This window comes from Pseudooceanicola profundus (genome assembly GCF_054919315.1).
The window spans coordinates 2,065,353-2,087,684 of record NZ_CM142898.1 but is presented as its reverse complement, the minus strand read 5'-3'; the positions used below and the strand labels follow the sequence as shown (position 1 = coordinate 2,087,684).

The following is a 22,332-nucleotide window of genomic DNA, read 5'->3' as shown; positions in this document are numbered from 1 at the left end:
GTATACCGGGCATCACTTCAGTGCGACCGAGGGGAGACCCGTATGCCGGACCGAACGTTTTCCTTACGCTTTCCCGCCCACAGGCGACCCGAGGTGCTGTGGACGCACCTGCTGATGGCCGGGACGATCCTCCTCTCCGCTCTGCTTGGCACCGGGCTGCGGGCTGACAGCGCCTTCGACCGGGTCGAGAGCCGCGAAGGCTTCGTCGCGCAGATCACGGGGCGGGAGCTGACCTATCCCGGCATTCGCCTGCAGGTGAGCGACGCGGGGCGAATCGACGGACGCGCCTTCGGGCGGCAAGTGACCGGCGACTGGCGCTGGCAGGACGGCTATTTCTGCCGGACGATGTTCTGGGGGCGCAAGGAGCTTGCCTACAATTGCCAGCTGGTCGAGAAGGGCGCGGGCGCGCTGCGCTTTACCTCGGATCGCGGGACGGGCGACTCGGCCGTGCTGCGGCTGCGCTAGGCGCACCGCGCGACGGGGCCCCGGCATCGCGAGCCATCAAGGCTCTGGCCGCGCAGGAGAAACCGGCGCGGCGTTCGGGCAGGACGTCGGCAACTTGGTCAGAAATCGACGGCGAGGCCCTTCTTTTCCCAGTCGCCGAAGCGCACGGGTTCGGGGCCGTCACGGCCGCCCAGCTCGGTGGGCAGTTCGAACGCCCCGGCCTTGCGGCGGCGTTCCTCGGCTTCGGCGAGGGCGCGCTGTGCGGCGGGGGGCAGGTCGCGGGTGTCGGATGTGCTCATCTTCGCTTCCTCTTTCGCTGGCCCATTGTTATAGGGGTCCGCCCCGGAAGGGCAAGGAGCCCCCATCATGAGTGACGATCGCAATTCCAAACGCCCCCGCCCGACGGCAGGAGGCTCTTCGCGCGGCGGCGGGTCGACCCCGCGCCGTGGTGCAGCCCCCGCATCGGGCGGCAGCAACCCCTGGGCCGATCCCTCGACCAGCGGACGCCGGAGCGCGGCCAAGCCGGGCGCGAAGCCGGGCAAGCCGGGCGGCAAACCCGCAGGCAAGATGGGTGGCAAGCCTTCCGGCAAGCCCGGCGGAAAGCCCGATGGGAAATTCAGCGGCAAGTTTGGCGGCAAGCCCGAGGGCAAATCCTTCGGCAAGGGCGGTCCGCGCCGGGACGGCGAAGGCCGTGACGGGGGTCGTGACGGGGGCCGCGATGGCGGCAAACCCTGGGAAAAACGTGGCCCCGCAGGCGAGGGTGGTCGTCCGCCCCGCCGGGACGGCGACCGCCCCGAGGGACGGCGCGATGGCAAGCCGGTTGGCAAACCGGGACAGGGGCGTCCGGGCCGCGACGGCGAAGGCCGGGGCAAATTCGGCGGCAAGCCCGGTGAAGGCCGCGGCGGATACCGTGACGACCGTGGCCCTCGCGGTGAAGGCCGCGGTGGGCCCCGCGATGATCGTGGCCCCCGTGGCGAAGGCCGTGGCGGCCCGCGTGGTGAAAACCGGGGTGGCCCGCGTGGTGAAGGCCGTGGCGAAAACCGGGGCGGCAACCGAGACCGGGCCGAGGGCCGCAAGCCGCGCCACGGCGCGGGTGAGCGCCCGACGCCGCAGGCCCCGCGCCTGCCGAAAGAGCCCCGCCGCGCCGCGCTGCGCCTGCTGGAGGGCGTCCTGACCGAAGGCAAGCTGCTGAGCGAAATGCACCCCGGGCTTGCGCCCATGGCGCCCGAGGACCGGGCCCGCACCCAGCGGCTGACCTCGGACACGCTGCGCTTCCTGCCGCGTCTGGATCAGCTGCTGTCGCAGCACATGGAACGCCTGCCCGACCTCGAGGTACTGAACATCCTGCGCCTCGCCGCGCTGGAGCTTGTGCAGGGCGCCGCCGCCCATGGCGTGGTGAACGAGGCCGTCGAGGCCTGTTCGAAACTGCCCCGTCACGGCCATCTCAAGGGCCTCGTGAACGCCGTGCTGCGGCGCGTCTCGGAAGGCGGGGAAGCGGCCTGGACTGCCCTGCCCGTGCCCGAGATGCCGGAGTGGCTGCGCGAGCCGCTGATCGAGGGCTGGGGCGAAGAGGCGATCGAGGGCATGGAGGCGGCCCATGCCGCCGGTGCGCCCCTCGACATCACCCCGCGCGATCCCGCGCAGGCCGCGGCGCTGGCCGAACAACTGGGCGGCACGCTGCTGCCCACCGGATCGATCCGCCTGACGGAGCCGGGCAAGATCTCGGCCCTGCCGGGCTTCGACGAGGGCGCATGGTGGGTGCAGGACGCCGCCGCCGCCCTGCCGGCCCGCCTGCTGGCAGCCCAGCCGGGCGAGCGCGTGCTCGACCTCTGCGCGGCGCCGGGGGGCAAGACCATGCAGCTGGCGGCAGCCGGTGCCGATGTGACGGCGGTCGATGTCTCGGAGAAGCGGCTTGAAACCGTGTCCGAGAACCTTGGCCGGACCGGGCTCACGGCCTCGATCATAGCCTCCGACGCGCTTGCCTTCACCGGTGAGGCCTTCGACGCGATCCTGCTGGATGCGCCCTGTTCGGCCACCGGCACGATCCGGCGCCACCCGGACCTGCCCTATGCCAAGGACGGCAGCGACTTCGCCGGGCTCTTCGAACTGCAGGAGAAGATGATCGACCATGCGCTCAGCCTGCTGAAGCCCGGCGGGCGGCTGGTCTATTGCACCTGCTCGCTTCTGCCGGACGAAGGCGAGGTCCAGATCGAGGAGGCACAGGTGCGCAACCCGCAGCTGACCGTCGATCCGGTGCCCGAGGACCTGCCCGGACTGGAGCCCGAGTGGCTGGCCGAGGAAGGCGGACTGCGCCTGCGGCCCGATTTCTGGGCAGAGCGCGGCGGCATGGACGGTTTCTACATGGCCGTGCTGCGCAAACCGGCCTGATCCCGCCTGTCTTCTGACCGACATTCGGCCCGGTCCCGCCTGAACGCGGGGCCGGGCCAAATTGTGATCGCCCCAGCCCCCTCCGAGGCCTTGCACACGGTTGATCCCGTCCCCCCGGGTGATTACTTTGAATCACGTGAGCGCGGGAGATTCCGATCCCCGCGTGGTGCCATGTGACATGGTTTCCGGGCGGCAACGGCGTCGCCCCGGCGGCGGGGCGCAGACGCCCATCCCGCGGACTTTCAGAAGACACGACCCGCCACGGGCCCTTCAGGGGCGTGGCCGCGCCATAGGCTTTCCGCCGTGGCAGCGATTGGAACAGACGACACGCGTTCAGCCGGGGAAGGGGGCTCTATGCGATCGGATGATGACAGGGCCAAATGGAGGGCCAGACGGTGGCCCCGCCGCGCAGGCCTGCGCAAGGCGGGTCTCACGCTGTGCGCGGCCCTCACTGCCACCCTCTCCCTCCCCGCGCCCGGTGTCCGGGCGCAGGCGGAGAGCAGCGCGACCTCCACCAGCCTCAGCCTGATGGAGGCGCGGACCAATTCCATGATCGCACAGCAGTCCGACCTGCTGCATTTCCTGACGACCCGGCGCAAGTTCAACCTCTACAGCAAGGTGACCGGCGACGACGGCACGCTGCGCCTGAAGACCGGCAACCGCCTGCCGGTCTGGGCCGAGGCGGCGGCGAACTGGTCCAAGCTTGACGGGACCGAGACCGAGACGATGAGCGCGACCCTCGGCTTCCACATGCCCCGGGGCGAGAAGCTGGTCTATGGCGTCCTGCTGCAGGTCGACCACAGCGGCACCGGCACGACCAGCGACGACAAGTTCGCCGAGGGCTGGCTGGCCGGGCCTTACATGATCGCGCAGCTGACGGACCATCCGCTCTACTTCGAGGGGCGGCTGCTCTATGGCCAGTCGCGCAGCAAGCTGACGCTGCCCGCGGGCCGGGTGGGCTATCGCAGCCAGCGCTGGCAGACCCGGCTCAAGCTCTCGGGCGAGATGCCGCGCGAGAACGTGACATGGCGGCCCAACCTCAGCTTCATCTATGGCGCCACCAAGCATGGCGCGGTGACCGACAGCCTCGGCGCCGGGCTGCCGGCGCAGATGGTGGCGATCGGGCGGGTCACGCTGGGGCTCGATTTCGACGTCCCGCTGACAGCGGAGGTGGGCAACTTCTCCCTCGTGGGCGGGCTCTCGGGCAACTGGAACTCCACCGCCACGGGCGAGACGGCGGTGGCGCTGCCGGGCCGCAACGATGGCTGGGCCAAGGCGCGGCTCGGCTTCCGCCGCACCCTGCCGGAGGGCACGGTTCTGGGCGGGCAGGCCTATGTCGAGGGGCTGGGCTCCAACACCTACGAGAACTACGGCCTGACCCTGAACCTGACCGCGAAGTTCTGAGCTTCAGCTGCCGCGGTAGGTGGAATAGCCGAAGGGCGAGAGCAGCAGCGGCACGTGGTAATGCGCGTCCGGGTCCGAGATGCCGAAGCGGATCGGCACCCGGTCGAGGAAGCGCGGCTCTTCCGGCGGCGTACCGCTGGCGTCGAGGTAAGCGCCCGCCTCGAAGACCAGCTCGTAAAGGCCCGGCGCGAAATCCTCTGCCGGCAGGATCGGCGCATCGGTGCGCCCGTCATCGTTGGTCAGCATGCAGGCCAGCTCCTCCCGGCTCTCGCCCTCGATCCGGTAGAGTGTCACGGCAAGGCCTGCGGCGGGCGTGCCGCGGGCAGTGTCCAGAACATGGGTCGTCAGATAGCCCTCGGCCATGACGCAGCCTCCCTTCGCGTATTTTCCCTTGAACTGCCCGGGCCTGCGGCGTTGAGTTGCCGGGGTCCTGACTTGAGGGAGAGAACCACATGCACCGCTACCCGCGCAACCTGATCGGTTATGGTCCCACGCCGCCGGATCCGGCATGGCCGGGCGGGGCGAAGATCGCGGTGAGCTTCGTGCTGAACTACGAAGAAGGCGGCGAGAACAACCTGCTGCACGGCGATCCCGCCTCCGAGGCGTTCCTCTCCGAGATCGTCGGCGCCGCGCCCTGGCCCGGCCAGCGCCACTGGAACATGGAAAGCAACTACGAATACGGCGCCCGCGCCGGGTTCTGGCGGCTGCACCGGCTGTTCACCGGGGCGAAGATCCCGCTGACCGTCTACGGCGTGACCACCGCGCTCGCCCGCAGCCCCGAACAGCTTTGGGCCATGCAGGACGCCGGGTGGGAAATCGCCAGCCACGGGCTGAAGTGGATCGAGCACAAGGACATGACCGAAGAGGAAGAGCGCGGCCACATGGAAGAGGCGGTGCGGCTTCATACCGAGGTCGTGGGCACCCCGCCGCAGGGTTGGTACACTGGGCGCTGCTCCATGAACACGGTCAAGCTGGCGGCAGAGCTGGGGATGGACTGGGTCTCTGACACCATCGACGATGACCTGCCCTACTGGCTGCCGGTCGGTGACCGCAACCAGTTGGTGATCCCCTACACGATGGACGCCAACGACATGCGCTTTGCCGTGGCCGCGGGTTTTGGCGGCGGGGACGAGTTCTTCACCTACCTCAAGGACAGTTTCGATGCCCTCTATGCCGAGGGGCAGGCCGGCGCGGCCAAGATGATGTCGATCGGCATGCACTGCCGCATCCTCGGCCGTCCGGGCCGCATCATGGCGCTGAAACGCTTCCTCGACTACGCGCAGTCCCACGAGGGCGTCTGGTTCCCGCGCCGTATCGACATCGCCAAGCACTGGAAGGCCGTGCATCCGCCGTCGCGCTTCGGGCTCAAGCCCTCGCAGATGGACCGCGAGACCTTCGTGAAGACCTTCGGCGGCATCGTCGAACATTCGCCCTGGGTGGCGGAGCGGGCCTTCGACCTCGAACTGGGCCCGGCACATGACCGCGCCGTGGGGCTCCAGAACGCGCTGGTCCGCGTCCTGCGCTCGGCCTCGGACGAGGAGAAGCTGGACGTGCTGAAACTGCACCCCGACCTTGCCGGCAAGCTGCAACAGGCCAAGCGGCTCACACCCGAGAGCGAGGACGAACAATCCTCCGCCGGGCTGACCGCGCTGACCGATGCGGAGCGCGCCACCTTCACGGCGCAGAACGAGGCCTACCAGTCGAAATTCGGCTTCCCCTTTATCATTGCGGCGAAAGACAATACCAAGGCGACCATCATGGCCGCCTTCGAGACCCGCCTCGCCAATGACCGCGAGACCGAGTTCCGGACGGCCTGCGCTCAGGTCGAGCGTATTGTTTATCACCGACTGAAGGATTTGCTGCCGTGACCCGCAGCTACTATGCGCCGCAAGGCGGACTGCCCGGACAGAACGAGGCGCTCTACGAGCCTGCCCGTTTCACTACCTCCTACGCCCTGATCCCGGCGGTGACGATGACCGACATCGTCACCTCCAACCTGCCGGGCTGGGACAAGACCCGCGCCTGGATCATCGCCCGCCCGATGACCGGCTTTGCCGAGACCTTCGCCCAGCTGATCGTAGAAGTGGCCCCCGGCGGCGGCGCCACCGCGCCCGAGCCCGATGCGGGCGCCGAGGGCGTGGTCTTCGTGGTCAAGGGCACCTTCACCGTCACCATCGACGGCACCGCCCATGTGTTGAGCGAGGGCGGCTATGCCTTCCTCGCGCCCGGGGCGGACTGGCAGGTGGCGAACACATCCCAAGCGCCGGTGACCTTCCACTGGGTGCGCAAGCGCTACGAAGTGGCCCCCGGTGTGGACGTGCCGGAAAGCTTCGTCTCCTGCGATGCCGAGGGCACGCTGATCGAGATGAAGGACACCGACGGCGGATGGGCCACCACCCGTTTCGTCGCGCCGGATGACCTGCGCCACGACATGCACGTGAACATCGTCACGATCCGCCCCGGCAACCGCATTCCCTTCGCCGAAACCCACGTGATGGAACACGGGCTCTACGTGCTTCAGGGTCGCGGCCGCTACCTGCTGAACACCGATTGGGTCGACGTGGGCCCGGGCGATTTCATGTGGCTGCGCGCCTTCTGCCCGCAGGCCTGTGTGGCCGAGGGCGACACGGACTTCCGCTACCTGCTCTACAAGGACGTGAACCGCCATCCGGGGCTGACCCTGTGAACCAGATGCCCGCCCGGATCACCGCCGAGCCGCTCAGCGCCGCCGCCTTCGCCCCCTACGGCGATGTGCTGGAGGTGACCGAGAGCTATGACAAGCTGATCAACGCCGGGATGTGCGAACGCTACAACGACCGCGCGCAGCTCGACTTCGGGCCCGGCGGCCGGGCGGGCCTCTCCATCTTCCGGGCGCAGCCGCGCAGCCTGCCCTACACGCTCGACCTGCTGGAACGGCATCCCGAGGGCTCGCAGGCCTTCGTCTCCATGTCGCAGGCGCCCTGGATGGTGATCGTCGCGCCCGACGTGGACGGGCGCCCCGGCGTGCCGCAGGCCTTCTTCTGCGCCCCCGGTCAGGCGGTGAATTTTCACCGCGGGACCTGGCACGGCGTGCTTACGCCTTTGGCAGAACCCGGGCTTTTCGCCGTAATCGACCGGATCGGCGACACCGCCAATCTGGAGGAAGTGACACTGGACCCGCCGATCCTCATAGTTTCGTGATGAGAGCCGCCCGTCAGAGGCGGCCCGTTTCACGGTAAAGAGGGTTGGACGAAGATGGTGAACACCAGACTGGGCACGCATGAGCAACTGCGTGACCCCGATTACATGCCCCCGATGATCGACGCGGTGCCGCTCGGCATCCAGCACGTGCTGGCGATGTTCGCCTCCAACGTGACACCGGCGATCATCGTGGCAGGCGCCGCCGGCTTCGGCTTCGGCTCGGACCAGGGGGCGCTCGGCTTCCCGGACATGACCTACATGATCCAGATGGCGATGCTGTTTGCCGGCATCGCCACGCTGTTCCAGTCCATCGGCTTCGGCCCGGTGGGGGCGCGGCTGCCGATCGTGCAGGGCACCTCCTTCGCCTTCCTGCCGGTGATGATCCCGGCCGTAGCGGGACAGGGCGTCGACGGGATGGCCGGGCTGATGACAGGCATCGTGATCGGCGGCCTCTTCCACTTCTCGCTCGGCACGGTGATCGGGCGCATCCGCTTCGCCCTGCCGCCGCTGGTGACCGGGCTGATCGTCCTGATGATCGGGCTGGCGCTGCTGCGCGTGGGCATCCAGTACGCGGCGGGGGGCGTGCCCCTGATCGGCAAGCCGGAGTACGGCTCGCTCGCCATGTGGTTCCCGGCGCTGGTGGTGGTCGTCGTCTCGCTGGTGCTCAGCTTCTTCGGCAAGGGGCTGCTCTCGGTCGCGGCGGTGCTGGTGGGCCTCGTCTCGGGCTACGTGGTGGCCCTCGTCATGGGGCAGGTCAGCTTTGGCAACGTAGGCCGGGCACCGATCTTCGATGTGCCGATGCCCTTCAGATGGGGCTTCGAGTTCGACGCGGCGATCATCGTCGGGATGTGCTTCATGGCCGTGATCTCGGCGATCGAGACGGTCGGCGACGTCTCGGGCATCTGCAAGGGTGGCGCCAAGCGCGAAGCCACCGACAAGGAGATCGCCGGCGCCACCTTCGCGGATGGCCTGGGTTCCGCCGTGGCGGGGGTCTTCGGCGGGCTGCCCAACACCTCGTTCAGCCAGAACGTCGGCCTGATCTCCATGACCGGCGTGATGAGCCGTCACGTGGTGACCATCGGCGCCGTCTTCCTGATCGTCTGCGGATTGGTGCCCAAGTTCGGCGCGCTGGTCTCGACCGTGCCGATCAACGTGCTCGGCGGCGCGGTGATCGTGATGTTCGGCATGGTGGCCGCGGCGGGGGTCAACATGCTCTCCGACGTGGACTGGAACCGCCGCAACATGGTGATCTTCGCGGTCTCGCTCTCCATCGGCTTCGGCCTGCAACTGGAACCCGGCGCGCTGCAACACCTGCCACGCACGATGCAGATCCTGCTGACCTCGGGCCTGCTGCCCGCCGCAGGCCTGTCGATCGTGCTGAACCTCGTGCTGCCGGAGCATATGGACTGAACGAAAAGGCGCGCCCCGGGACAGGGACGCGCCAGAACTTTCAAGCCTCCGGCGGGGATATTTTTGAAACAGAAATGGGGAGGCCCCCGTCATTTTCGTTTCTCAAGTATCCCCGCCGGAGGCCTCAATTCTCTTGGGCGGACCCTTGCCTCAATCGTCCTGGCCGAGCTTGGGCGAGGCGGCGGTCAGCTTCAGGTCGGCGTCCGAGAAGACCATGGGCGAGCGCACCGAGGGGATGCCGTCCAGCTCCACCTTCATGCCGCGCGCCACGACCTGCGGGTCGGCAAAGACCTCGTCCATCGTGTTGATAGGCCCGGCGGGCACGCCCTGCGCCTCGCAGGCGGCCAGCAGGTCGGCCTTCGTGAAGCGCAGGCATTCGGCCTGCAGCAACTCTGTCATCTTCTCGCGATGCGCGATCCGGTCCGCGTTGGTGACGAAGGCGGGATCGGTCTTCATCCACTCCAGCCCGAGGATGTCGCAGAGCCGCTGGTACTGGCCGTCATTGCCGGTGGCGATGATGATGTGGCCGTCCGAGGTCTCGAACACCTGGTAGGGCGTGAGGTTGGGGTGGAAGTTCCCCGTCCGGCCCGGGGGCGTGCCGGTGGTCAGGTAGTTCATCGCCTGGTTGGCGGTGATCGCCACCGCCACGTCGAGCAGCGCCATGTCGATATGCTGGCCCTTGCCGGTCGCGGCCCGCTGGTGCAGCGCGGCGAGGATCGCCGTGGCCGAGTAGACGCCGGTGAAGATATCCGTGACCGCCACGCCCGCGCGCTGCGGCTGGCCGTCGGGATCGCCGGTGATCGACATCAGCCCGGACATGCCCTGGATGATGTAGTCATAGCCCGCGCGATGCGCGTAAGGGCCGGTCTGGCCGAACCCGGTGATCGAGCAATAGATCAGCCCGGGGTTCACCTCCTTCAGGCTGTCGTAGTCGAGCCCGTATTTCTTCAGCCCGCCGAGCTTGAAGTTCTCGATCAGGATGTCCGCGTCCTTGACCAGTTCGCGGACCTTCTCCTGCCCCTCGGGGGTGCGGAAGTCGACCGTGATGCTCTTCTTGCCGCGGTTGCAGGAGTGGAAGTAGGAGGCGGTCTTGTCGCCTTCCCGCTCCACGAAGGGGGGGCCCCAGCGACGGGTGTCGTCGCCCTGCGGCGCCTCGACCTTGATCACCTCGGCGCCGAGGTCCGACAGAGTCTGACCGGCCCAGGGGCCGGCCAGGATACGGGCGAGTTCAACGACCTTCAGGCCGGCCAGCGGGTAGCTCATCCGGCGAGGGCCTCGTCGATCAGTTTCTTGAGCTCCGCGTAGTTCATGTTGGAGTGCTTGACCCCGTTGATGAAGAGCGTCGGCGTGGCGTTCACCTCGTCCGCGGTCGCGTTCTTCTGGTACCAGGCCACCAGTTCGCGGGCCTTCTGGTCATCGGCGAGGCAGGCCTCGATCGTGTCGTTGTCGAGCCCGGCGACCTTGCCGATGTTGCGCAGGTTGTTGGCGATGCCGGCCTCGGTATCGGCGGCGAGCCATTCCTTCTGGCGGTCGAAGAGCATGTCCGAGATGCCGAAGAAGCGCATCGGGCCGGTGCAGCGGGCGATCATCGCGGCCCAGAGACCGTATTTGTCGAAGTAGACATCGCGGTAGATGAACTTCACCTTGCCGGTGTCGATGTATTCCGCCTTCAGCTGCTTGTAGGGGCCTGCGTGGAAATTCGCGCAGTGCGGGCAGGTGAAGGAGGCGTATTCCATCAGGGTGACGGGGGCGTTCGGGTCGCCCTGCACCATCTCGACGATGGAAGAGGTGTCGATGTCGTCCGGCGTCTCGTTCTGAGCGGCTGCGATCTGGGTCACCCCGGTGTCGCCGCCACGGGTCAGGCCGTACCAGACGCCCCCGGCTGCGGCCACGGCGGCGCCACCGGCCGCGATGAAGATCCTGCGGTCCATGGGCAGTCCTTTCCTATTGCTTGCGTTTTCCTAGAACATTCTTCGCCAGCGCCTCAAGGGCGTTGCGCAGCCCTTCGTCGCCGACATCCTGTGACACGGCCCGGGCCTGCTGCGAGACCATCGGGTCCGGCGCCACCGGGGCCTTGGGTTTCGGGCGCGAGAAATCGACCTGCCCCTCGGCAAAGCCGGTGGGGGCGGTCTGGGTCACCCGCACGCGGGAAATGGCGTTGTAGCCATAGACCGCGTTCACCCGGTCGCGCATCTTGTCCTTCTGCATCTCGACCATCTGGGCCAGCGCCCCGGTGGTCAGCACGGTCAGCGTGGCACCGAAGCCTTGCTGGCGGCCGTATTTCACGTCCACCGGGCGGGCCATGGCGGCGAGGTCCTCGCCGACGATCTCGTCCCAGTGGGTCAGCAGCCGCGTCACCGCGAAGCCCCGCGTCTCGCCGGCCTGACGGATACGGGTCTCCAGAAGCTTGGAGGTCCGGGCAAATCCATAGGTCGAGGTCTGGCGGCGGGGCATGGGTTGCATCCTGTGGTTCGGCCCTATTCTAGTGTCTCGCACCACAGGAGCCAGAGGAATGCGGCGGGAGACCATAAAGAATGCGTGAAACTGAGCTGAGCGGCGCCCTTCTGGCATGGTATGACCGCCATGCGCGCGAGATGCCCTGGCGCACGGGCCCGGCAGAGCGGCGCGCGGGGCTGCGGCCCGACCCCTACAGGGTCTGGTTGTCCGAGGTCATGCTGCAGCAGACCACCGTCGCCGCGGTGCGCGATTACTTCGAGCGGTTCACGACGCGTTGGCCCACGGTGGCCGATCTGGCCGCCGCCGAGGACGGGGATGTCATGGGCGAATGGGCGGGGCTTGGCTACTACGCCCGCGCCCGGAACCTGCTGAAATGTGCCCGCGCCGTGGTGGCGGAGCACGGCGGCACCTTTCCAGGCAGCCGGGAGGGGCTGCTCTCGCTGCCGGGCATCGGGCCCTATACGGCGGGGGCCGTGGCGGCCATCGCCTTCGACCGGGCCGAGGTGGTGGTGGATGGCAACGTGGAACGGGTCATGGCCCGGCTGCATGATGTGCACACCCCCCTGCCCGCCGCCAAGCCCGAGCTGACGGCACTGGCCGAGGCGCTGACGCCCGCGGCCCGGCCCGGCGACTACGCGCAGGCCGTGATGGACCTTGGCGCGACGATCTGCACGCCGCGCAACCCGGCCTGCGGCATCTGCCCGTGGCGCGATCCCTGTGCCGCCCGCGTGGCGGGGACCGCGCCGGAGCTGCCCAAGAAGACGCCGAAGAAGCCCAAGCCCACCCGCCTCGGCATTGCCTATGTGGCGCGTCGCGCGGATGGCGCATGGCTGCTGGAGCGGCGGCCCGACAAGGGTCTGCTGGGCGGGATGCTGGGCTGGCCCGGCTCCGACTGGGGCGAGGCCCCGCAGGACGCCCCGCCGCTTCAGGCGGACTGGCAGGCGCTGGAGGCCGAGGCGCTGCATACCTTCACCCACTTCCACCTGCGCCTCGCCGTCAGGGTCGCCCATGTGCCCGAGGGCGCAAACCCGGAGCGCGGCAGCTTCCTGCCCCCTGCGGCCTTTCGCCCCTCGGATCTGCCCACGGTGATGCGAAAGGCGTTTGACCTCGCCCGGCCGGCGTTGGAAACTCCGTGACAGGGACGCCAAGCCCGGGAGACCGGCGCACAGCCCCGGAGCACCCAGAGCACACCCCGGGTCGGCAAATGGAGGCCCTGATGATCCCATCGAAAGCTGTCGGACGGTTCTGGCGCGCCATGCCCTTCTGGATGTCGGTACTGATGGCACCGCTGGCCCTGATCGGGGCCGTGGTGGGCGCCTGGACCGTGATCCTGTTGCCGCTCTACGGGCTGGTCATGGTGACGATCCTCGACAAGATCGAGGGGCTGAACGAGGAGAATGCCGATCCCGAGACCGGGGTCGAGCAGCTCTTCTGGTATCGCCTCGTGACGCTCATCTGGGCGCCCCTGCAGTTCGTCACGCTCTACGGGCTCATCGCCTACGTGACACGGAGCGATCATCTCTCGACGCTGGAGACGGTGGTGCTGTTCTACGGCGTGGGGGTGATGACCGGGGCCATCGGCATCGTCTACAGCCACGAACTGCTGCACCAGCGGAACAAGCTCGAACGCTGGCTGGGGGATATCCTGCTGGCGATGGTGCTCTACTCCCACTTCCGGTCGGAGCACCTGCTGGTGCACCACTGGGACGTGGGCACACCGAAGGACGCGGTGACGGCCAAGTACAACGAGGGCTTCCACCGGTTCTTCTTCCGGGTGCTCAGGGACTGCCCGCGCTCCGCATGGCGGGCCGAGGTGCGGATGCTGGCCCGGCGCAGGCTGGGCCCGTTCCACCGGCGCAATCCGTTCTGGCGGTACTGGGCGCTTCAGGCCGTGATGCTGGCGCTCGCGCTGATCATCGGCGGCTGGGTCGGGCTGGCGCTCTTCCTCTGGCAGGCGCTGGTGGCGGTCTGGCTGCTGGAGCTGACGAACTACGTCGAACACTACGGGCTGACCCGGAAGTACCTTGGTCAGGGCAAGTTCGAACACGTGAAGCCGCACCACAGCTGGAACGCCTCGCAGACCGCGTCGAACTGGCTGCTGATCAACCTCCAGCGCCATTCCGACCACCACTACAAGCCCGACCGGCGCTTCCCCCTGCTGCAGACCTATGACGAGAGCGAGGCGCCGCAGCTGCCCTACGGCTATCCCCTCATGGGGGCGATCGCCATGGTCCCGCCGGTCTGGCGGCGGATGATGAATCCCCGTGTACGCCGCTGGCGGAAGATGTATTACCCCGAGATCACCGACTGGGCACCCTACAAGACGGGCCGCCACGCCGACTGACCGGGAAGGAACCGACATGGACATGGTGGAGCGACTGCCCGACGCGCTGCTGCGTCAGGCGGTCACCGCGGAGCATTTGTGGCATGCCGCCGGCGACCTGCTGGCGGGGGTGGAGCACCCCTACGGCCCGGCGCGCGACTTCGAGGCGGTGCTGGGGGACGGCCAGCGGCTGCCGCCGGTGGCGCTCTATGCCCTTGCCGCCGCACGGGCGCTTGGCCGCGACATCGCCCCCGGAGAGATCGTGCCCGGCCCCGGCAACCCGGCCTTCGACACGATCAAGGCGGCCGGCATGCAGCTGGTCCTGCGCGGCACCGCGCGCAAGTGGCGCGAGCCGCTGACCGTCGAGGACCGGATCTGGGCCGGCCCCTCGCGGGCGCGGATCACCCACCTGATCCTCGAACGCGGCCTTGGCCTGCGGGCGGCGAAACTGGCGCAGGTCACGCGGATGTACGGCCGCGCCACCTGCTCCGCCTGCGGCTGTGACCCCGTGGCACAGCACGGGCCCGCGGGCCTTGCCGCGCTGCAGGTGCACGTGGTGGGCGGACGCGATCATTTCCTCGTGCCGCTGGATGCCCTGCGTTGCCTCTGCGCCAATTGTCACGCCGTGGCGCACGACTCCCTGTTCTGAGCCACGCCCCCGCCCCGCGCTGCCCACCCCGCTGACCCCGAAACGCGCCGATCCGCCGCCCCGGTGGGCCCGCCGTTGCCGTCCCGAGGTTGACGCCAGCGGCCCTCCTGCGCTAACCGCCACGGCTTGAAACGCAACATTCAGGGGAGCCCCATGGCACGCAAGCGCAAGGGACGCGACATTTCCGGCTGGCTGGTGGTGGACAAGCCTGCGGGGCTGACCTCCTCCGCGGTGGTCAACAAGGTGAAATGGGCGCTCAATGCCAACAAGGCGGGCCATGCCGGCACGCTCGACCCCGAGGCGACGGGCGTTCTGGCCATCGCGCTCGGCGAGGCGACGAAGACCGTCCCCTATGTGACCGACGCCCTGAAGGCCTATGAGTTCACCGTGCGGTTCGGCGCGGCCACCAACACCGACGACGCTGAGGGCGAGGTGATCGCCACCTCCGACCTGCGCCCGACGGAAGAGGAGATCAAGGCCGCCCTGCCCCGCTTCCTCGGCGATATCGAACAGGTTCCGCCGAAGTTCTCGGCGGTGAAGATCGACGGTCAGCGCGCCTACAAGCTGGCCCGCGACGGCGAGGAGGTCGAGCTTGACGCGCGTCCGCTCTATGTCGACTCCCTGCTGCTGCTGGACGTGCCCGATGCCGATCACGCGGTGCTTGAAATGGTCTGCGGCAAGGGCGGCTACGTGCGCTCCATCGCGCGTGACCTCGGCGCGGCGCTCGGCTGTCACGGCCATGTGGCCACGCTCCGCCGGGTCTGGTCGGGTCCCTTCGAGGCCGCCAGAGGCGTGACCCTCGAAACCATCGAGGCCCATGCCCGGACCGAGGAACTGGACCCGTACCTGCTGCCCGTGGAGACCGGCCTCGCCGACCTGCCGGAGGTGAAGGCCACCCCCGAGGGCGCGGCGCGGCTGACCAACGGCAACCCCGGCATGGTGATCGCCCATGATGTCGAATACGGCGAGGAATGCTGGGCCAGCCTCGACGGCCAGCCGGTCGCCGTGGGTATCTTCAAGGGCGGTGAACTGCATCCGACCCGCGTGTTCCGGTTCTGACCGGTGATCATCCGCCGGCATGACGACGGCACCACGCGCTCCGAGGCGCTCTATTCGCCCTGCCTGCGCTATCGCTATGCGCTGACCCGCACGTGGGACGCGCAGGCGCCCCGGCTCGCCTTCGTCATGCTGAACCCCTCCAAGGCGACGGAGGCGGCAAACGACCCCACCATCGCCCGCTGTCAGGAGCGGGCGCGCCGTCTCGGCTATGGTGCGCTGGAGGTGGTGAACCTCTTTGCCTGGCGCGAGACCGACCCCAAGGCGCTGCGCGCCGCGCCCGCGCCCGTCGGCCCCGAGACTGACGCGACCCTGCTGGCCGCCTGCGCCCGGGCCGACCTGATCCTTGCGGGCTGGGGGTTTCACGGGGCGCATCTGGGCCGCGACGCGGAGGTCACGGCGTTGCTGCGCGCGGCGGGGCGCGACCTTCACGTGCTCGGGCTCACCAAGGCGGGTCAGCCGCGCCACCCGCTCTACATCTCCTACGCCACGGCGCCGCAGATCTGGCCGGCATGAGCCGTTAACCATTTGCCGCGATTGGCTTTGACCGCGCCGCGGTCCACCCCCGATACTGCGCAGCGGGGAAGGGTCTGTCCGCGAGGACGAGAGCGGAGCGTACATGTTTCTGATTGCGAGCCTTATGGGCGTCCTGCTGGCCGGGGCGACGGCCTTCCTTGGTCTGCATCCGGCCGAGGAGGAGGACGAGAGCGACCAGCCCGACGCGGAGGCGGATCGCCTCACCGATGCCGCGGGCGGCGGGTCCATGATCGACGAGATCCTCGACGACGGACCGCTGGCGGGCGATTTGCTGGCCGGTGATGTGCTGGCCGGTGTCGATCACGGCGATCCTGCCCTGCATGACGACCTGCGCCCCGTGACCGACGGCGCGGCGACAGGCGATGCGGCGGGGCTGACCGATGACGCGCCCCCCTATGCCGAAGCCGATGCGGGCACCCCCCTCGATACCTCCCCTCCCGCTCTCAACACCGAGGCCTCAAGCCTCGACGCACCGCAGCCCGACAACATGGCGGACGACAGCGCGGACGACGTGGCCGACGGCCCCGCAAACGAAGGCGCCCTGCCCGTCGATGGCATCCAGTGGGGCGGTCCGGGTGACGATGTCCTGCAAGGCGGGGCCGGGCCCGACCAGATCGGCGGCTACGACGGGGCGGACAGCCTCGCTGGGGCGGATGGGGACGACTGGCTTCTGGGCGGCACCGGTGACGACAGCCTCGCGGGCGGCGCGGGCGCCGACCTGATCGAGGGCAACGAGGGTCACGACAGCCTCTTCGGCGGGGCCGGGAATGACACGCTCCTCGGCGGAATGAACCGCGACCTGCTCCATGGCGGCGAGGGCAACGATTCGGCCGAGGGCGGCGCCGGGGCCGACTGGCTGGAGGGCGGCCTGGGCGACGATGCGCTGCTGGGGGGGCTTGGCAATGATACGCTGATGGGCGGAGACGGTGCCGATACGCTCTTCGGCGGCTGGGGCGCGGATGTGCTCAGCGGCGTGGTCGCCCGGCTGAACGCCGAGGGCGTCTGGCACGACACGGACACCGCAGACTATCTCAACGGCGGCGGCGGCGCCGATACGATCGTGGCCGGCAACAGCGACATCGTCACCGGCGGGCAGGGGTTCGACGATATCCTCGTCGGCGACTGGATGGCGGGCGGAGAGGCCGCGCGCGTGCTGGACTTCGAACCCGGCACCGACCAGCTGCTGGTGGTGCATGACGGCACCGACCCGGCCGAGGTGTCGCTGGTGGAGGTGGCCGGCGAGGGGCTTCAGCAGGTCCTCCTCAACGGATCGGTTGTCGCGGTCCTGTCCGGTTCGGCCCCGGCAACGCTGGCCGACGTGGTCGTGCTGACCCAGGCCGAGGCCGACAGCCTTCTGGCAGAGGCCTGAGCTTCTGGCAGAGGCCTGAGCAGCCCCCGCCGCCGGGGGAATCCGGTGCAACGAATCCCCTTTCCAAAAGGGAAAACTTGCTTTATCAGCCCGCAATCCGCGCCATGAGGGTGCGGTGACTCCATGGACCTTGCTGGACGACATCCCGGCTCGTGCCCGAACCCTTTCAACCAAGGAGACCCCGATGTCGATCACCGTTGAAGAAAAAGCCCGCGTGATGAAAGAATTCGCGACCAAGGAAGGCGACACCGGTTCGCCCGAAGTCCAGGTCGCAATCCTGTCCTCGCGCATCGCGACCCTGACCGAGCACTTCAAGACGCACAAGAAAGACAACCACGGCCGCCGCGGCCTGCTGATGATGGTTGCCCAGCGTCGTAAGCTGCTCGACTACCTGAAGGGCAAGGACCAGGCACGCTACCAGTCGCTGATCGAGCGTCTCGGCCTGCGCCGCTAAGCCTTTCCCCGGGGACACCCAGGGAACGCATCGAAGGGGTCGCCTGCGCGGCCCCTTTTTCTTTGGGCGGGTCTTCTCCCGGGACGGCCCCCCAGCCGGCAGGCGGGTGGTCCCTCCGGCAACCACGCCGGATCCCACCCTGAAATACCATCCTTCAGGCCCCCGACCGGGGCCATCCGCCGCAGCGTTTCCCCCGCATTCGGGTCCGGAGACTGCGCCGTTTTCCTTTCTTTTCGACCAAAACTGATGTATGGCCCGCCCATCTGAGACGTAGCGCCCGGATCCCGGCGCTGTGAAGGGAATGATGATGGGGTCGGCGGCAATGGGGCCGCCACGCAAAACGGGAGGCCCGGAGGGCCGGGTGCACTCCCTCATAGGATACGCTGAATGTTCAACGTGACGACGAAAACGATGCAGTGGGGCGACGAAACCCTCACGCTGGAAACGGGCAAGGTTGCCCGTCAGGCCGATGGCACCGTCATCGCCACCCTGGGCGAAACCTCGGTCATGGCCAACGTGACCTTCGCCAAGGAACCCAAGCCCGGTCAGGATTTCTTCCCGCTGACCGTGCACTACCAAGAGAAATACTATGCTGCCGGCAAAGTGCCCGGTGGCTTCTTCAAGCGCGAGGCGCGGCCGACCGAAAAGGAAACGCTGACCGCGCGCCTGATCGACCGCCCGATCCGCCCGCTCTTCGCCCCCGGCTTCAAGCATGAAGTCCTCGTGATGTGCACCGTGCTGAGCCACGACCTGGTCAACGATCCCGATATCGTCGCCATGATCGCCGCCTCGGCCGCGCTGACCATCTCGGGCGTGCCCTTCATGGGCCCGATCGCCGGTGCCCGCGTCGGCTTCGTCGATGGCGAATACGTGCTGAACCCCTCTGTCGACGACATGCAGGGCCTGCGCAACAACCCCGAGCAGCGTCTCGACCTGGTTGTGGCCGGCACCAAGGACGCCGTCATGATGGTGGAATCGGAAGCCTACGAGCTGACCGAGGACGAGATGCTCGGCGCCGTGACCTTCGCCCATGAGCAGATGCAGCCCGTGCTGGACCTGATCATCGACCTGGCCGAAGCCGCCGCGAAAGAGCCCTTCGACTTCACCCCGCCGGATTACTCGGAGCTCTACGCTGCCGTGAAAGCCGCCGGTGAAGACAAGATGCGCGCTGCCTACGCCATCACCGACAAGCAGGAGCGTGTCGCGGCCGTTGGCGCGGCGAAGGAGGCCATCAAGGCCACCCTCACCGAAGAACAGCTCGAAGACGCGAACCTCGGCTCGGCGCTGAAGAAGCTGGAATCCAGCGTTCTGCGCGGCGACGTGGTGAAGAACGGCAAGCGGATCGACGGCCGTGCCACCGATCAGGTGCGTGCGATTGCTGTGGAAACCGGCCTCTTGCCGCGGACCCACGGTTCGGCACTGTTCACCCGTGGCGAAACCCAGGGCCTGGTCGTGACCACGCTGGGCACCGGCGACGACGAGCAGTTCATCGACGCGCTGCACGGGAACTTCAAATCGAACTTCCTGCTGCACTACAACTTCCCGCCGTACTCGGTCGGTGAAGTGGGCCGCGTCGGCTCGCCCGGTCGTCGTGAAATCGGCCACGGCAAACTGGCATGGCGCGCCCTTCAGGCCGTTCTGCCCGCCGCGACCGACTTCCCCTACACGATCCGCATCGTGTCCGAGATCACCGAATCGAACGGCTCCTCCTCGATGGCGTCGGTCTGCGGTGGCTCGCTCTCGATGATGGACGCCGGTGTGCCGCTCAAGGCCGCCGTGGCCGGTGTGGCCATGGGCCTCGTGCTGGAAGACGATGGTGACTATGCGATCCTGACCGACATCCTCGGCGACGAGGACCACCTCGGCGACATGGACTTCAAGGTTGCCGGCACCGAGGAAGGCATCACCTCGCTGCAGATGGACATCAAGGTTCAGGGCATCACGCCCGAGATCATGAAAAACGCCCTCGCCCAGGCGAAGGCCGGCCGTCTGCACATCCTCGGCGAGATGAACAAGGCCCAGTCGGGCGTTGGCGAATTCTCGGCCCATGCACCGCGCATCGAAACCATGCAGGTGCCCACCGACAAGATCCGTGAAGTGATCGGCTCGGGCGGCAAGGTCATCCGCGAGATCGTGGAAACCTCGGGTGCCAAGGTCGACATCAACGACGACGGCATCATCAAGATCGCCTCGGCCAACGGTGAAGCCATCCAGAAGGCCTATGACATGATCTATTCGATCGTGGCAGAGCCGGAAGAGGGCAAGGTCTACAAGGGCAAGGTCGTGAAGATCGTCGATTTCGGCGCCTTCGTGAACTTCTTCGGCAAGCGGGACGGCCTCGTGCACGTTTCCCAGATCGAGAACCGTCGACTGAACCACCCCTCCGACGTTCTGAAGGAAGGCCAGGAAGTCTACGTCAAGCTCCTCGGCTTCGACGATCGTGGCAAGGTCCGCCTCGCCATGAAGATGGTCGACCAGGAAACCGGCGAAGAGCTGGCCAAGGACGCCGAGGAAAAGGCAGAGTAATCTGCCCCTCCGCGAGAGATCAGAAAGCCCCGGCATCTGCCGGGGCTTTTTTCATGGCCTCAGGTTTCATGTCCCGATGTTCATGCCCCGGGCGTCCTCTCCCCGGCCAGGGCGTCAGGACCGTCTCAATAGCCGTAAAGGGTGTAATCCCGCTCGAAGAGGTCTTCGATCTTGCGCCGCTGCGCCGCGCCCACCTCGAACGCATCGCTCGAGGAGACGTTGAACCGCCGGGCCCCGTCTTCGCCCGCGAAGGGATCGCCATGTCCGGCCCGGGAAAAGGCCTCACGCAGGATCGCGGTGTGCTCGGAGATATCGCCGGTCAGGTCATAGGCGATCTCGTCATGGGCAAGGTTGATGTACTGAGGCCGCCAGTGGGGATCGCAGTAGACCAGCCCCTCGGCATGGGCTTCCTCGACATAGGCCAGGAAGACGTCGAAGTTCCGCCCCGTGTCGCCCCCACGCAGGTAGCCCCGCGCCTCGATCGGCCCCAGATGCGCGGCGGTCGACTTGTGCCCCTCGTCCACGAAGAAGTTGAAGAAGGTCGAGATCAGCCGCTCCACCGGGTGCCGGGTGATGCAGAACTTCACGCAGCGCGGGTCCTGCACCGCGGCCTCGTAGGCCAGCCAGTGCCGCTGGCCCTGCTTCACCTCCGGCGCGGCGCGGTCGAACTGCCCCGTGGCCAGCCGCACGATATGGCGCCGCGTGGTCGAGGAGGCCGCCTTGGCGTTCTTCGGAAAGAAGAGCCTGCCGTCATGGCTCAACAGGCAGTGGCTGTAGACGATCTGCTTCTGCAGGGGCAGCTCCGCCAGCCCGGCGCGGGCCCGGTAGCGGCTGCTGAGCGGTGAGAGCAGGCGGGCCTTGCGCCGGTCGATGGGACGTTCACGGGGAATGGGCGGCAGGTCTTTGGGCATCTCGGGTCCGTTGTTGTGTCTCCCGGCACGCTGGCCGTGCCTGTTAAACGCAGGACGAACGCATTTCCGACGCAGCTCCTCCAGGACTCGGCACCCTTTCGCCACCCGCGCCTCCGGGCACGAGGTCAGGCGAGCCTCAGCCGTGGGGCGTCTTCGCCTCCCGCGCCTGCCCGCGCAGCAGGCCGAGGTGCCGCTCGCGCAGGATGATCACCACGCCCGCGCAGATGATGATCGCTGCCCCGACGAGGGTCTGAAGCGTCGGCACATCGCCAAAGACCGTATAGCCGATGAGGATCGCGAAGAGCATCGAGGCATAGTCGAAGGGCGCCACCACCGAGGCATCGGCAAAGCGGTAGGAGGAGGTCAGCATGATCTGCCCCACCCCGCCGATGAGACCCGTGGAGATCAGGAACACCCACTCCCAGCCCGAGGGCAGGACCCAGCCGAAGGGGATCGTCGCCAGCGACAGCAGCGTTGCGGTGGAGGAGAACCAGAACACGATGGCGGAGGTCTGCTCGACCCGCACCATGTTGCGGATGTGGATCTGCGCCAGCGCCGCACAGACCGCCCCGAAGAGTACGAGCAGCACGCCGAGCGGGGCGGCGCTGTTCATCGCCTCCTCGGGCGAGAGGGTGAGCTGCGGCACCATGACGACCATGACGCCCACGAGCCCCACCAGCACGGTCGAGATCCGGAAGATGCCGACCTTCTCGTTCAGGAACATCGCCGCGAAGACCACCACCAGCAGCGGCGTCGCATAGCCGAGCGCGGTCTGCTCCGGCAGCGGCAGGAAGGCGAGCGCGGCAAAGCCGCAGCCCATGGCCGTGGTCCCCACAAGCCCGCGCCAGAAATGCGCCGCCGGCGATTTCACCTTCAGCCCGCTGCGCAGCTGCCCCTTCAGCGCGATCCACGCAAGGATCACCGGCAGCGCACAGACCGAGCGGAAGAAGACCTGCTCCCCCGCCGGGATACGGTCCGAGGTCAGCTTGATCATCGTGCTCATGCCGATGAAGCAGAGCACCGCACCGATCTTCAGGAGGATGCCGCGAAGCGGTTGCATGGGTCTGGCCTTCTTGCGGTGGGGTCGTCCCTCCATAGGCAATCCCCGCCGGGTCTTGCAATCCGGGACGCCGTGCCGGATGACAGAAATCCGGGCCCCGGCGTCATGCCGTGCCCCCGCGACAGTACGACACCCGCGCAGGATGGCCCCGCCCCACCTGCCCC

At 67.9% G+C, this 22,332-nt stretch carries 22 protein-coding genes; 15 read left to right on the top strand and 7 right to left on the bottom strand.

All coding sequences use genetic code 11. The annotated features are described in order from the left end of the window. The first annotated feature begins 93 nt into the window (after nt 1–93). A complete protein-coding gene (locus tag ACX9MO_RS09580; protein ID WP_462214367.1) occupies nt 94–465 on the top strand; it encodes a dihydrodipicolinate reductase in 372 nt (123 codons plus the stop codon). Between the two features lie 98 nt (nt 466–563). Here ACX9MO_RS09580 and ACX9MO_RS09575 read toward each other — a convergent pair whose 3' ends face one another. Next, nucleotides 564–743, bottom strand: coding sequence for a DUF1674 domain-containing protein (locus tag ACX9MO_RS09575; RefSeq protein WP_222494269.1), 180 nt, complete (start codon nt 741–743; stop codon nt 564–566). 823 nt (nt 744–1,566) lie between these two features. Here ACX9MO_RS09575 and ACX9MO_RS09570 point away from each other — a divergent pair. Continuing rightward, complete coding sequence (locus ACX9MO_RS09570) at nt 1,567–2,832, top strand: RsmB/NOP family class I SAM-dependent RNA methyltransferase (RefSeq protein WP_462214439.1); 1,266 nt, start codon at nt 1,567–1,569, stop codon at nt 2,830–2,832. Nucleotides 2,833–3,381: 549 nt separating this feature from the next. Next, nucleotides 3,382–4,236: a hypothetical protein gene (locus ACX9MO_RS09565; RefSeq protein ID WP_462214366.1), complete on the top strand. Its 855-nt coding sequence runs from the start codon at nt 3,382–3,384 to the stop codon at nt 4,234–4,236. A 3-nt stretch (nt 4,237–4,239) separates the two neighbouring features. On the opposite strand, the gene uraH is transcribed toward ACX9MO_RS09565, so the two are convergent. Beyond that, nucleotides 4,240–4,599: a hydroxyisourate hydrolase gene (gene uraH, locus ACX9MO_RS09560; protein WP_462214365.1), complete on the bottom strand. Its 360-nt coding sequence runs from the start codon at nt 4,597–4,599 to the stop codon at nt 4,240–4,242. Nucleotides 4,600–4,688: 89 nt separating this feature from the next. On the opposite strand from uraH, the gene puuE reads away from it, so the two are divergent. The 4 genes from puuE to ACX9MO_RS09540 are packed head-to-tail and all read left to right on the top strand — an operon-like array spanning nt 4,689 to nt 8,826. Further along, nucleotides 4,689–6,104, top strand: coding sequence for an allantoinase PuuE (gene puuE / locus ACX9MO_RS09555; RefSeq protein WP_462214364.1), 1,416 nt, complete (start codon nt 4,689–4,691; stop codon nt 6,102–6,104). Then, nucleotides 6,101–6,922, top strand: coding sequence for a bifunctional allantoicase/(S)-ureidoglycine aminohydrolase (locus tag ACX9MO_RS09550; protein WP_462214363.1), 822 nt, complete (start codon nt 6,101–6,103; stop codon nt 6,920–6,922). The genes puuE and ACX9MO_RS09550 overlap by 4 nt, the downstream gene beginning before the upstream one ends. 5 nt (nt 6,923–6,927) lie before the next feature. After that, entirely contained in the window at nt 6,928–7,416 is a 489-nt protein-coding gene (locus ACX9MO_RS09545; RefSeq protein WP_462214362.1) for an ureidoglycolate lyase, read from the top strand. A gap of 54 nt (nt 7,417–7,470) precedes the next feature. Further along, nucleotides 7,471–8,826, top strand: coding sequence for a uracil-xanthine permease family protein (locus ACX9MO_RS09540; RefSeq protein WP_222494276.1), 1,356 nt, complete (start codon nt 7,471–7,473; stop codon nt 8,824–8,826). A gap of 150 nt (nt 8,827–8,976) precedes the next feature. Here the strand turns inward: ACX9MO_RS09540 and ACX9MO_RS09535 are convergent, their stop codons facing one another. Genes ACX9MO_RS09535 through ACX9MO_RS09525 form a run of 3 tightly spaced genes read right to left on the bottom strand, consistent with a single transcriptional unit; the run spans nt 8,977 to nt 11,280 of the window. Next, on the bottom strand, nt 8,977–10,089 hold the full coding sequence (locus ACX9MO_RS09535) for a CaiB/BaiF CoA transferase family protein (protein WP_462214361.1): 1,113 nt from the start codon (nt 10,087–10,089) through the stop codon (nt 8,977–8,979). Further along, nucleotides 10,086–10,757 carry a DsbA family protein gene (locus ACX9MO_RS09530; protein ID WP_462214360.1) on the bottom strand — a complete coding sequence of 224 codons (672 nt, stop codon included), beginning with the start codon at nt 10,755–10,757 and terminating at the stop codon, nt 10,086–10,088. Before ACX9MO_RS09530 ends, ACX9MO_RS09535 begins: the two co-directional genes overlap by 4 nt. A gap of 13 nt (nt 10,758–10,770) precedes the next feature. Further along, nucleotides 10,771–11,280 (bottom strand): DUF721 domain-containing protein, encoded by a 510-nt coding sequence (locus ACX9MO_RS09525; protein WP_222494289.1) that lies wholly within the window; start codon nt 11,278–11,280, stop codon nt 10,771–10,773. Nucleotides 11,281–11,360: 80 nt separating this feature from the next. Here ACX9MO_RS09525 and mutY point away from each other — a divergent pair, with 80 nt between their 5' ends. The 8 genes from mutY to pnp all read left to right on the top strand — a co-directional run bounded on the left by mutY (nt 11,361) and on the right by pnp (nt 20,197). Continuing rightward, entirely contained in the window at nt 11,361–12,419 is a 1,059-nt protein-coding gene (gene mutY, locus ACX9MO_RS09520; protein WP_462214359.1) for an A/G-specific adenine glycosylase, read from the top strand. A gap of 80 nt (nt 12,420–12,499) precedes the next feature. Then, complete coding sequence (locus tag ACX9MO_RS09515) at nt 12,500–13,627, top strand: alkane 1-monooxygenase (RefSeq protein WP_462214358.1); 1,128 nt, start codon at nt 12,500–12,502, stop codon at nt 13,625–13,627. A 16-nt stretch (nt 13,628–13,643) separates the two neighbouring features. Beyond that, a complete protein-coding gene (locus ACX9MO_RS09510; protein WP_462214357.1) occupies nt 13,644–14,255 on the top strand; it encodes a hypothetical protein in 612 nt (203 codons plus the stop codon). A 153-nt stretch (nt 14,256–14,408) separates the two neighbouring features. Beyond that, nucleotides 14,409–15,314 (top strand): tRNA pseudouridine(55) synthase TruB, encoded by a 906-nt coding sequence (truB, locus tag ACX9MO_RS09505; RefSeq protein ID WP_462214356.1) that lies wholly within the window; start codon nt 14,409–14,411, stop codon nt 15,312–15,314. Between the two features lie 3 nt (nt 15,315–15,317). Continuing rightward, nucleotides 15,318–15,827: a DUF1643 domain-containing protein gene (locus ACX9MO_RS09500; RefSeq protein WP_462214355.1), complete on the top strand. Its 510-nt coding sequence runs from the start codon at nt 15,318–15,320 to the stop codon at nt 15,825–15,827. A 103-nt stretch (nt 15,828–15,930) separates the two neighbouring features. Beyond that, entirely contained in the window at nt 15,931–17,217 is a 1,287-nt protein-coding gene (locus ACX9MO_RS09495; protein WP_462214354.1) for a calcium-binding protein, read from the top strand. A 184-nt stretch (nt 17,218–17,401) separates the two neighbouring features. Next, a complete protein-coding gene (gene rpsO / locus ACX9MO_RS09490) occupies nt 17,402–17,671 on the top strand; it encodes a 30S ribosomal protein S15 (RefSeq protein WP_222494302.1) in 270 nt (89 codons plus the stop codon). Between the two features lie 387 nt (nt 17,672–18,058). Next, nucleotides 18,059–20,197, top strand: coding sequence for a polyribonucleotide nucleotidyltransferase (gene pnp, locus ACX9MO_RS09485; protein ID WP_222494304.1), 2,139 nt, complete (start codon nt 18,059–18,061; stop codon nt 20,195–20,197). Nucleotides 20,198–20,322: 125 nt separating this feature from the next. Here pnp and ACX9MO_RS09480 read toward each other — a convergent pair whose 3' ends face one another. Together ACX9MO_RS09480 and ACX9MO_RS09475 are read right to left on the bottom strand one after the other, a co-directional pair. Beyond that, nucleotides 20,323–21,108 carry a sulfotransferase family 2 domain-containing protein gene (locus tag ACX9MO_RS09480; protein WP_462214353.1) on the bottom strand — a complete coding sequence of 262 codons (786 nt, stop codon included), beginning with the start codon at nt 21,106–21,108 and terminating at the stop codon, nt 20,323–20,325. Between the two features lie 136 nt (nt 21,109–21,244). Continuing rightward, complete coding sequence (locus ACX9MO_RS09475; RefSeq protein ID WP_222494308.1) at nt 21,245–22,168, bottom strand: DMT family transporter; 924 nt, start codon at nt 22,166–22,168, stop codon at nt 21,245–21,247. Nucleotides 22,169–22,332 lie beyond the last annotated feature (164 nt).